At 68.7% G+C, this 10,184-nt stretch carries 8 protein-coding genes and 1 pseudogene; 4 read left to right on the top strand and 5 right to left on the bottom strand.

Features of this window, described 5'->3' with window-relative positions; translation table 11 throughout:
• From JMF86_RS10500 to JMF86_RS10480, 5 genes and pseudogenes are all read right to left on the bottom strand, one after another.
• Positions 1-266, bottom strand: a pseudogene (locus JMF86_RS10500) (hypothetical protein); the annotation flags it as partial.
• A gap of 347 nt (positions 267-613) precedes the next feature.
• Complete coding sequence (gene lysS / locus JMF86_RS10495) at positions 614-2,140, bottom strand: lysine--tRNA ligase (protein WP_006478395.1); 1,527 nt, start codon at positions 2,138-2,140, stop codon at positions 614-616.
• 73 nt (positions 2,141-2,213) lie between these two features.
• Positions 2,214-3,318 (bottom strand): peptide chain release factor 2 gene (gene prfB, locus JMF86_RS10490; protein ID WP_102961735.1). Its coding sequence is split into 2 segments (ribosomal slippage): positions 2,214-3,236 and positions 3,238-3,318, totalling 1,104 coding nucleotides; the frame shifts between segments, so codons are not numbered across the junction.
• Positions 3,319-3,471: 153 nt separating this feature from the next.
• Positions 3,472-5,169 carry a single-stranded-DNA-specific exonuclease RecJ gene (gene recJ / locus JMF86_RS10485; RefSeq protein WP_054927960.1) on the bottom strand — a complete coding sequence of 566 codons (1,698 nt, stop codon included), beginning with the start codon at positions 5,167-5,169 and terminating at the stop codon, positions 3,472-3,474.
• Positions 5,170-5,183: 14 nt separating this feature from the next.
• Positions 5,184-6,248: a regulator gene (locus JMF86_RS10480; RefSeq protein WP_156349308.1), complete on the bottom strand. Its 1,065-nt coding sequence runs from the start codon at positions 6,246-6,248 to the stop codon at positions 5,184-5,186.
• Positions 6,249-6,409: 161 nt separating this feature from the next.
• Here JMF86_RS10480 and JMF86_RS10475 point away from each other — a divergent pair, with 161 nt between their 5' ends.
• From JMF86_RS10475 to JMF86_RS10460, 4 genes are all read left to right on the top strand, one after another.
• On the top strand, positions 6,410-7,663 hold the full coding sequence (locus JMF86_RS10475) for a lipoprotein-releasing ABC transporter permease subunit (protein ID WP_006483000.1): 1,254 nt from the start codon (positions 6,410-6,412) through the stop codon (positions 7,661-7,663).
• 58 nt (positions 7,664-7,721) lie between these two features.
• Positions 7,722-8,417 (top strand): lipoprotein-releasing ABC transporter ATP-binding protein LolD, encoded by a 696-nt coding sequence (gene lolD, locus JMF86_RS10470; protein ID WP_034174517.1) that lies wholly within the window; start codon positions 7,722-7,724, stop codon positions 8,415-8,417.
• 66 nt (positions 8,418-8,483) lie between these two features.
• Entirely contained in the window at positions 8,484-9,272 is a 789-nt protein-coding gene (locus tag JMF86_RS10465) for a TatD family hydrolase (protein WP_012328815.1), read from the top strand.
• Between the two features lie 56 nt (positions 9,273-9,328).
• On the top strand, positions 9,329-10,184 hold an 856-nt coding region (locus JMF86_RS10460; RefSeq protein ID WP_201316988.1), incomplete at its 3' end, for a ComEC/Rec2 family competence protein.

Raw genomic sequence — 10,184 nt, 5'->3', positions numbered from 1 at the left:
TGCGCGGCGGCCTGTTCCGCGGCTTGCCGCTGCGCTTGCGCGGCCAGCGCGGCGCTGGCGGCCGCGGCCGTATCGACGGCCGGTTGCGACGCGATCAGCGCGGCCTGGGTCTGGCCATTCTGTTCATTGCTGCTGGTGGCTTTCGGGAAGACGCCCGTGATCGCTGCCGTCGCCGCGAGGCTGGCGACGATAACGGCGCCCGCTGCGGTGGCGATCAGCGGGTGGAGGCGTTGCTTTTGCGGCGTGGTCTGAGTCTGATTGTCCATTTTTTTCTCCAAGGTCGATCCGCATCGGCGCGCTGCGCCGGAGCAGGATCCCACGCTCGGGAGCGAGCAGACTCGGCGTTCCGGCGCCTCGTTCTGGTCCCGTGGTCATGCGTGGTGACGCAACAGGAGTGTCGTCCACGGCCCAGCGGCGCGCCGTATCAAGGTGTAACGAATTGCAGCGCGGGATCAGCGCTTGCTACCGGGAAAACCCGGAGAAGGGCGTCGCGACAAGGGAATAAAACAGGGGAGGATCGAAGGCCGGCAGACGCCGGCTGGCGGGATTTACGCGTCGTTACAAAGCCGACGCGTGCGCGCCACGGGGCGCGGCGCACACGCGGTCGCGGGCGTCAGTCTTCGCGGCGCAGATGCGGGAACAGCAGCACGTCGCGGATCGTCGGGCTGTCGGTCAGCAGCATCACGAGACGGTCGATGCCGATCCCGCAGCCGCCGGTCGGAGGCATCCCGTATTCGAGCGCGCGGATGTAGTCGGCGTCGAAGAACATCGCTTCCTCGTCGCCCGCGTCCTTCTGCTCGACCTGCTTCTTGAAGCGCGCGGCCTGGTCTTCCGGATCGTTCAGCTCCGAGAAGCCGTTCGCGATCTCGCGGCCGGTCATGAACAGCTCGAAACGCTCGGTGATGCCCGGCACCGTATCCGACGCGCGTGCGAGCGGCGACACCTCGACCGGGTAGTCGATGATGAACGTCGGTTCCCACAGCTGCGCTTCGGCCGTTTCCTCGAACAGCGCGAGCTGCAGCGCGCCGATGCCGGCGTTCAGGAACGCCGGCTGCGACACGTCGACGCCGAAGCGCTTCAGTTCGGTGCGCAGGAACGCGTCGTCCGACAGCTGGCCGTCGGTGTAGTCCGGTGCGTACTTCTGGATCGCCTGCGTGATCGTCAGGCGATGGAACGGCTTCGCGAGGTCGAGTTCACGGCCTTGATACTGGATCGTCGCGGTGCCGAGCGCATCGATCGCCGCCTGGCGGATCAGTTGCTCGGTGAAGTCCATCAGCCAGCGGTAGTCGGTGTACGCGGCGTAGAACTCCATCATCGTGAATTCCGGATTGTGACGCGGCGACACGCCTTCATTCCGGAAATTGCGGTTGATCTCGAACACGCGCTCGAAGCCGCCGACGATCAGGCGCTTCAGGTACAGTTCCGGCGCGATGCGCAGGAACATCTGCATGTCGAGCGCATTGTGATGCGTGACGAACGGCTTCGCGGCCGCGCCGCCCGGGATCGGGTGCAGCATCGGCGTCTCGACTTCCATGAAGTCGGCGTTGTCCATGAACTTGCGGATCGACGCGATCGTCTTCGTGCGGGCGCGGAACGTGTCGCGCGTTTCCGGCGTGACGATCAGGTCGACGTAGCGCTGGCGATAGCGCATTTCCTGGTCGGACAGCCCGTGGAACTTGTCCGGCAGCGGACGCAGCGCCTTCGACAGCAGGCGCAGCTCCTTGCACTGGACCGACAGCTCGCCCTTGTTGGTGCGGAACAGCACGCCGCGCGCGGCGACGATGTCGCCGAGGTCCCACTTCTTGAACGCGTCGTAGGTGTCGGCGCCGACGTCGTTCGGCGTCACGAAGAACTGGATCTGGCCCGAGCCGTCCTGCACCGTCGCGAAGCTCGCCTTGCCCATCACGCGCTTGAGCATCATGCGGCCGGCCACCGACACCTCGACCGGGTTCGCTTCGAGCGCGGCCTTGTCCGAATCGGCGAATTTGGCCTGCAGGTCGGCTGCGTGGTGCTCGGGGCGGAAATCGTTCGGGTAGGCGACGCCTTGCTCGCGCAACGCGCGCAGCTTCTCGCGGCGCTCGGCGATGATCTGGTTTTCGTCCGCCGTGACGGCGGGCTGCGTTTGGGTCGGTTCGGTCATGATGGTCGGAATTCGGAGTGGGGTGCGGCAACGCAAACGGAAAGGGCGGCGCGGGCCGGCCGCGCCGCGGCGCTTACACGCCCTGTTTGAGGCTCGCGCTGATGAAGTCGTCGAGGTCGCCGTCGAGCACCGCCCGCGTGTTGCTCATTTCGACGTTCGTGCGCAGGTCCTTCACGCGACTCTGGTCGAGCACGTACGAGCGGATCTGGTGGCCCCAGCCCACATCGGTCTTGCTCGATTCGAGCTTGTCCTGCTCGGCCTGGCGCTTGCGCATTTCGACTTCGTACAGGCGCGACTTCAGCATCGCCATCGCTTCGGCGCGGTTGCGGTGCTGCGAGCGGTCGTTCTGGCACTGCACGACGATGCCCGTCGGCATGTGCGTGATCCGCACCGCGGAGTCGGTCTTGTTGATGTGCTGGCCGCCCGCGCCCGACGCGCGGTACGTGTCGATGCGCAGGTCGGCCGGGTTGATCTCGACTTCGATCGAATCGTCGATTTCCGGATAGACGAACACCGACGAGAACGACGTGTGGCGGCCGCCCGACGAGTCGAACGGCGACTTGCGCACGAGGCGGTGGATGCCCGTTTCGGTGCGCAGGAAGCCGTACGCGTATTCGCCCGTGACCTTGACCGTCGCGTTCTTGATGCCGGCGACGTCGCCGTCGGACTCTTCGAGCACTTCGGCCTTGAAGCCCTTGCGCTCGCAGTAGCGCAGGTACTGGCGCAGCAGCATCGACGCCCAGTCGCATGCCTCGGTGCCGCCGGCGCCGGCCTGGATGTCGATGAAGCAGTTGTTCGGATCGGCCGGGTTCGAGAACATCCGGCGGAATTCGATGTCGCCGACGCGCGCTTCGAGCTTCGCGGCGTCGTCTTCCGATGCGAGAAGGGTGTCTTCGTCGCCTTCCTCGCGGGCCAGCTCGAACAGGTCGAGCGCGTCGCGCAGGTCGCTATCGAGCGCGGTGAGCGTCGTGACGACGCCTTCGAGCAGCTTCTTCTCGCGACCGAGTGCCTGGGCGTTCTTCGAATCGTTCCAGACGTTCGGGTCTTCGAGTTCCTTGTTGACTTCGGTCAGACGCGCGGCTTTGGCGTCGTAGTCAAAGATACCCCCGAAGCTCGCCCGCGCGATTGCGCAGGTCGAGCAGGGAGCTTTCGATCGCGTTGAGACGTTCCGCTTCCATGATCGTTCGCTGTTCCGGCTTCGTAAAAAAGCGGAATTATAGCTGATCGGCAAACTTGCTCGGTGACGCAAACGGTGCCCGTACGCGTGTCGGCGGCCCCGTCCGGCGCGGCGTGCACGCGTGCGGCGGCGCGTCGCGGCGCGGTCGGCCTGCTCAGCCGGCCGCGTGTTCGACGATCAACTGGACGCGCGTGACGCCGTTCCACGTATCGGCGACGAGCCGGTACGCGACCAGCGCGCTCGCCGGCAGCGGCTCGGTGTGGTTGAACCAGATCGCGTTGAAGCGCTGGCGGCCACGCGCAAGCTGCAGCTTCAGGTGCTTTTCCTTCACGAGCGACTGCGACACGACGTCGAATTCGCCCGAGAAAAGCGGGGCCGGAAAGCCTTGCCCCCACACGGCTTCGTCGAGCAGGCCGACGAACTGCGGCGTGAAGTACGCGTCCTCGAGTTCGCCGTCGGTCTCGATCACGCGGGCCAGCGCGTCATCGGACAGCCATTCGCGCGCGACGGCCTCGAACGCGGCCGCGAAGCGCGGCACGTTGTCGGTGTCGAGCGTAAGGCCGGCCGCCATCGCGTGGCCGCCGAACGCGACGATCAGGTCCGGTTCGCGCTTCGACACGAGGTCGAGCGCGTCGCGCAGGTGGAAGCCGGCGATCGATCGGCCGGAACCCTTGACCCGCTTGCCTTCGTCGTCGGCGTGCGCGAACGTGAACGACGGACGGTGGAATTTCTCCTTGAGCCTGCCGGCGACGATGCCGATCACGCCCTGGTGCCACGCGGGATTGAACAGCGTGATCGTGCACGCGTCGGCCGGATCGACGTCGGCGAGATCGGCGAGCGCCTGCTGCTGCATGCCGGCCTCGATTTCGCGGCGCTCGCGGTTCATCACGTCGAGCTGTTGCGCGAGATCCCATGCACGGCCGATGTCGTCGGTGATCAGGCATTCGATGCCGAGCGACATGTCGGACAGCCGCCCGGCGGCGTTCAGGCGCGGGCCGAGGCCGAAGCCGAGGTCGAAGCCCGACGCGGTGCGCGCTTCGCGCGCGGCGGCGCGGAACAGCGCGGCGATGCCCGGCTGCATGCGGCCGTTGCGGATGCGCTGCAGCCCCTGCGCGACCAGCACGCGGTTGTTGCCGTCGAGCCGCACGACGTCGGCGACGGTGCCGAGCGCGACGAGGTCGAGCAGGCCGTCGAGGCGCGGCTCGGCTTCCTTGCTCGCGAACGCGCCGCGGCGGCGCAGCTCGGCGCGCAGCGCGAGCAGCACGTAGAACATCACGCCGACGCCGGCGAGGTGCTTGCTCGGGAATGCGCAGCCGGGCTGGTTCGGGTTGACGATCGCGCGCGCGGCGGGCAGCGCGTCGCCGGGCAGGTGGTGGTCGGTCACGAGCACGTCGATGCCGCGCGCGTTCGCGGCTTCGACGCCGGCGACGCTCGCGATCCCGTTGTCGACGGTGATCAGCAGGTCGGGCTTGCGCGCGGCCGCGAGCTCGACGATCTCGGGCGTGAGGCCGTAGCCGTATTCGAAGCGGTTCGGCACCAGGTAGTCGATCTGCGCGCCGAACATCCGCAGGCCGCGCACCGCGACCGCGCAGGCCGTCGCGCCGTCGCAGTCGTAATCGGCGACGACCAGCAGGCGCCGCTTGTCGGCGATCGCGTCGGCGAGCAGCGCCGCCGCATCGGCGCAGCCTTTCAGTTCGGTGGGCGGCACCAGGCGCGCGAGCGCGGTCTCGATGTCGACGGGCGACTGCACGCCGCGCGACGCGTACAGGCGCGCGAGGACGGGGTGCAGACCGTGGCGCGCAAGCGCTTCGGCGTCGGCGGGCGCGACGGGGCGGGTAACGATCCGGGTCATTCGGGGTCTGCTGGTTATTCGAACAGGGAGGCAAGCGCGCGGCGGCGCCAGAACTTGCGCAGATCGCCGCGCGTCGCGTGCAGCGTCACGGAACTCGTGTCGCCGCACAGCGTGACATCCACGCTCGCCAGCTCGCCGTTCTGCAGCGCGGCGAGCGCGGGCGCGAACCAGTCGCGCTCGAGCGCGGCGAGGCCATCGTGCCAGCGGGCCCAGTCCTGCTCGATGAACGGAGTGGTCAGCGCCGGCAGGTCGACGAGCGTCGCGCCGTCGGCGGCAGGCAGCGCGCGGAATGTCGCAGGCGGGCTGCCGGCTTCGATTTGCGCGGCGCGCGCGAGGCCGAGCGCGGCGGGCGACGCCGACAGCACGCGCGCGAACGGCTTGCCGACCGGCTTCAGCGTGCCCTGCGCGTGGAACCAGACCGAATTGACGGCGGGCAGCCCCCGGGCCTCGCGGGCTTCGTTGACCGGGTGCTGGAACCACGCCATCTGCACTTCGTTCTGCAGTTTCATCCACATCCGCGAGCGCTCTCCCGTATGCGCCTCGTGCGGCAGCCAGATCTCGATGTTGCGGCCGCTGGCGCGCAGCGGCGCGGCGCCGGCGAGGCGCGCGAGCTGGTCGCTCGACAGATACCAGCGCGCCGGGTTCGGCGCTTCGAGCCGTACGCCCAGTTCCTCGATCAGCGGTCGTGCGACCGCGAGCAGCGCGGCCGCGTCGCCGTCGTCGAGCGCGAGGGCGGCCGGATCGACGAGCACCAGGTGATCGTGCGCGATTTCGACGTGCACGGGCTCGACGCACGCCCACGCGTGCGTGCCGGGGTCGCCGCCGTCGGCCAGCAGCATGTAGGGCGCGAGCGGTGCCTCGTCCGCGGCATTGCCCTGCGTGGCGCCGAACCGGCTGGCCAGCCAGCGCTCGTGCGGCAGCGTGCGCTGGAAGTCCTCGCCGGCCACGCGCTCGACGAGGCTCGCGCGGGCGAGCAACTTCTGGAGCGCGGGGCTGTCCAGCGTGTGGAGGGACGAGGCCGCATCGGCCGCCGACGGCAGCGCGAACGGAACGAGAAAATGGAGGCGTCGGTCGTGCATGATGGTGCGCATTGTATGGCAAACTGCGCGCGTGATCGGGCCGGCTGACGGCCCGTTCGCGTCCGGCGGCCGTTTTTCGACCGTGCCCGGGCTGCCGGCCACCACCCGGCGGCGGTTCGGCCGCGGCGCGCCTCCCGCCGTAACCAGCAGAAAGGATTCGCTTGAAACTTCCGTACGAATGGCAGATCGGCTGGCGCTACACGCGCGCCGGCAAACGCACGACCGGCAACGGCTTCATTTCCTTCATCGCGCTCGTGTCGATGCTCGGGATCGCGCTCGGCGTCGCGGCGCTGATCGTCGTGCTGTCGGTGATGAACGGCTTCCAGAAGGAAGTGCGCGACCGCATGCTGTCGGTGCTCGCGCACGTCGAGGTGTTCTCGCCGACGGGGTCGATGCCCGACTGGCAACTGACCGCGCAGGAAGCGCGCCGCAATCCGTCGGTGATCGGCGCCGCGCCGTACGTCGACGCGCAGGCGCTGCTCACGCGCCAGGACGCCGTGAGCGGCGTGATGCTGCGCGGCGTCGAGCCGTCGCTCGAGCCGCAGGTGTCCGACATCGGCAAGGACATGAAGGCCGGCCAGCTCGGCGCGCTCGTGCCGGGCCAGTTCGGCATCGTGCTCGGCGACGCGCTCGCCGGCAACCTCGGCGTGACGGTCGGCGACAAGGTCACGCTCGTCGCGCCCGAAGGCTCGATCACGCCGGCCGGGATGATGCCGCGCCTGAAGCAGTTCACGGTGGTCGGCGTGTTCGAATCGGGCCACTACGAATACGACAGCACGCTCGCGATGATCAACATCCGCGACGCCGAGGCGCTGTTCCGGATGAGCGCGCCGACCGGCGTGCGGCTACGGCTCACCGACATGCAGAAGGCGCCGCAGGTCGCGGTCGAGCTGTCGCACACGCTGTCGGGCAGCCTGTACATTCGCGACTGGACCCAGCAGAACAAGACGTGGTTCTCGGCCGTGCAGATCGAGAAGCGGATGATGTTCATCATCCTCACGCTGATCATCGCGGTGGCCGCGTTCAACCTCGTGTCGTCGCTCGTGATGACGGTGACCAACAAGCAGGCGGACATCGCGATCCTGCGCACGCTCGGCGCGCAGCCGGGATCGATCATGAAGATCTTCGTCGTGCAGGGCGTGACGATCGGCTTCGTCGGCACCGCGTCCGGCGTCGCGCTCGGCTGCCTGATCGCGTGGAGCATCCCGTGGCTGATCCCGATGATCGAGCACCTGTTCGGCGTGCAGTTCCTGCCGCCGTCGGTGTATTTCATCAGCGAGCTGCCGTCCGAACTCGTCGCGAGCGACGTGATCCGGATCGGGCTGATCGCGTTCGCGCTGTCGGCCGTCGCGACGCTCTATCCGAGCTGGCGCGGCGCGAAGGTGAAGCCGGCGGAGGCGCTGCGCTATGAATGACCGCGCGGCCGCATTCGCGGATTCACGACAACAACACAACAGACAGGATTCGGCAGGTATGCAGGAATACGTGCTTCAGGCGCGCGGGATCACGAAGGCGTTCGTGCAGGGCGGCTTCAACGTGCAGGTGCTCAACAACACCGAGCTGACGGTGCGGCGCGGCGAGAAGCTCGCGGTCGTCGGCGCGTCGGGCTCCGGCAAGAGCACGCTGCTGCACGTGCTGGGCGGGCTCGACGAGCCGAGCGCCGGCGAAGTGTCGCTGCTCGGCAAGCCGTTTACGCAACTCGCCGAACGCGAGCGCAACGAGCTGCGCAACCGCGCGCTCGGCTTCGTCTACCAGTTCCACCACCTGCTGCCCGAGTTCACGGCGCTCGACAACGTCGCGATGCCGCTGCGCATCCGCCGGATGACCACCGAGGACGCGCGCGAGCAGGCACAGGCGATGCTCGAACGCGTCGGTCTCGGCCCGCGGGCGAAGCACCGGCCGGGCGAGCTGTCGGGCGGCGAGCGGCAGCGCGTCGCGATCGCGCGTGCGCTGGTCACGAAGCCCGCGTGCGTGCTCGCCGACGAGCCGACCGGCAACCTCGACGGCACGACGGCCGACACGGTGTTCAACCTGATGCTCGAACTGTCCGAGACGCTCGAAACGAGTTTCGTGATCGTCACGCACGACCCCGATCTCGCCGCGCGTTGCGACCGCATCATGCGGCTGCGCGACGGGGTGCTGCACGAGGAGCCGGCGCTGCCGGTGTAAAAAAGCCACGCCGTTGGCCGGCCGCCGGTTCGTCGCGGCACGGCGCAACGACGCAGGACCGCTGCCATGTGGATCGACACGCACTGCCATCTCGATGCCGCCGAGTTCGACGCCGACCGCGACGCGGTCGCGCAGGCTGCGCACGCGGCCGGCGTGTCGCGCATCGTGATCCCGAGCATCGGGCGCGACAACTTCACGACGGTGCGCGAACTCGCGCAGCGCACGCCGGGCGCGGCGTACGCGCTCGGTATCCATCCGATGTATACGCCGCAGGCGCGCGACGAGGATCTCGACCGGCTGCGCATGGAGATCGAGGCCAGCCTCGACGATCCGCGATTCGTCGCGATCGGCGAGATCGGGCTCGACTATTTCGTGCCGGGGCTCGACGAAGACCGGCAGCAATTCTTCTACCAGGGCCAGCTCCGGCTGGCGCGGGAATTCGACCTGCCGGTGCTGTGCCACGTGCGCAAGTCGCAGGACCGCGTGCTGGCCGGGCTGCGCCGTTTCGGCGTGCGGCGCGGCATCGCGCATGCGTTTAACGGCAGTTTCCAGCAGGCCGAAGCGTATCTGGCGCAGGGCCTCCATCTCGGCTTCGGCGGCAACGTGACCTTCGCGCGCGCGCGGCAGATCCGCCGGCTCGCCACCGAGTTGCCGCTCGACGCGCTCGTCGTCGAAACCGACGCGCCCGACATCGCGCCCGAATGGGCATACAAATCCCGCAATACGCCCGACCAGGTGCCGCGCATCGGCGCCGTGCTCGCCGAATTGCGCGGGCTCGATACTGGCGAACTGGCCGTATGCACTTCGGCTAACGCGCTCGCCGCGCTGCCGCGACTCGCACTTTCGTCCGCATAATCGTTGCCGGAAGGCGCCGTATTGGCAGGGTGGCGCCGGGTCGACGAGGAGGCGGAATGCGCGTGGGGTGGATCGCGTTCGCGCTCGGCGTCGTCGTGCTGCAGCGGCAGGCGGCGTTGCCGGGGGCGGTCGCATGGACGGTCGGAGCAGCCGTGCTCGCGGGCTGTGCGGCGCTCGGTGTGGGGTGCGTGCGCTGGCCGCGCACGCGTGCGGTCGTTGCATGCGGATGGATGCTGTGGGCGCTCGCGGCCAGCGTCGCGGGGTTCGGCTATGCGGCCGCGCGAGCCGAATGGCGCTTGAGCGACAGCCTGCCGGCGGAATGGGAAGGGCGCGACATCGTCGTCACGGGCGTGATTCGTGGGTTGCCCGTCGTCGACGAGACAGGCGCGCGGCTGCTGTTCGCGGTCGAATCGAACGATGCGGGGCTCACCCGTTTTCCACCATTGATCCGGCTGTCGTGGCGTGCGTATGGTGCATCCGCGACACGCGATGCGCTTCCCGATTTGCGGGCGGCCCAGCGCTGGCGTTTCGTCGTGCGTCTCAAGCGTCCGCATGCCGAGGCCAATCCCGGCGTGCGCGACAGCGAGGCGGCGTGGCTCGCCGCGGGCATTCGTGCGATCGGCTATGTCAGTGCGCCGCGCCGGGCGGTATTGCTCGATGCGCGCGCATCCGGATGGCGTGCATCGATCGATCGGGTGCGCGACACGCTGCGCGCACGCATCGGTGACGTGCTCGGTGCCGATGCAGCGCACCGCGGCATCGTCGCCGCGCTGGCGATCGGCGACCAGTCGGGCATCGGCGACGACGACTGGCGCGTCCTGCGCAATACGGGCACGAGCCACCTGGTCGCGATTTCCGGTCTCCATGTCGGGCTGGTCGGCGCGATCGCCGGCTGGCTCGTGTCGATGGTCT

The organism is Burkholderia sp. E168m15, assembly GCF_016586105.1.
Classification (GTDB): Bacteria; Pseudomonadota; Gammaproteobacteria; order Burkholderiales; family Burkholderiaceae; genus Burkholderia; species Burkholderia orbicola.
Note: the sequence above shows the minus strand (reverse complement) of the source record. Positions and strands in the feature narration are given on the sequence as shown.

What these genes read in the sequence shown, in the direction of transcription:
- lysS (WP_006478395.1), bottom strand. Translation starts at nt 2,140, where the DNA reads ATGACCGAACCGACCCAAACGCAGCCCGCCGTCACGGCGGACGAAAAC.
- JMF86_RS10480 (WP_156349308.1), bottom strand. Translation starts at nt 6,248, where the DNA reads ATGCACGACCGACGCCTCCATTTTCTCGTTCCGTTCGCGCTGCCGTCG.
- lolD (WP_034174517.1), top strand. Translation starts at nt 7,722, where the DNA reads ATGCAGGAATACGTGCTTCAGGCGCGCGGGATCACGAAGGCGTTCGTG.
- JMF86_RS10465 (WP_012328815.1), top strand. Translation starts at nt 8,484, where the DNA reads ATGTGGATCGACACGCACTGCCATCTCGATGCCGCCGAGTTCGACGCC.
- recJ (WP_054927960.1), bottom strand. Translation starts at nt 5,169, where the DNA reads ATGACCCGGATCGTTACCCGCCCCGTCGCGCCCGCCGACGCCGAAGCG.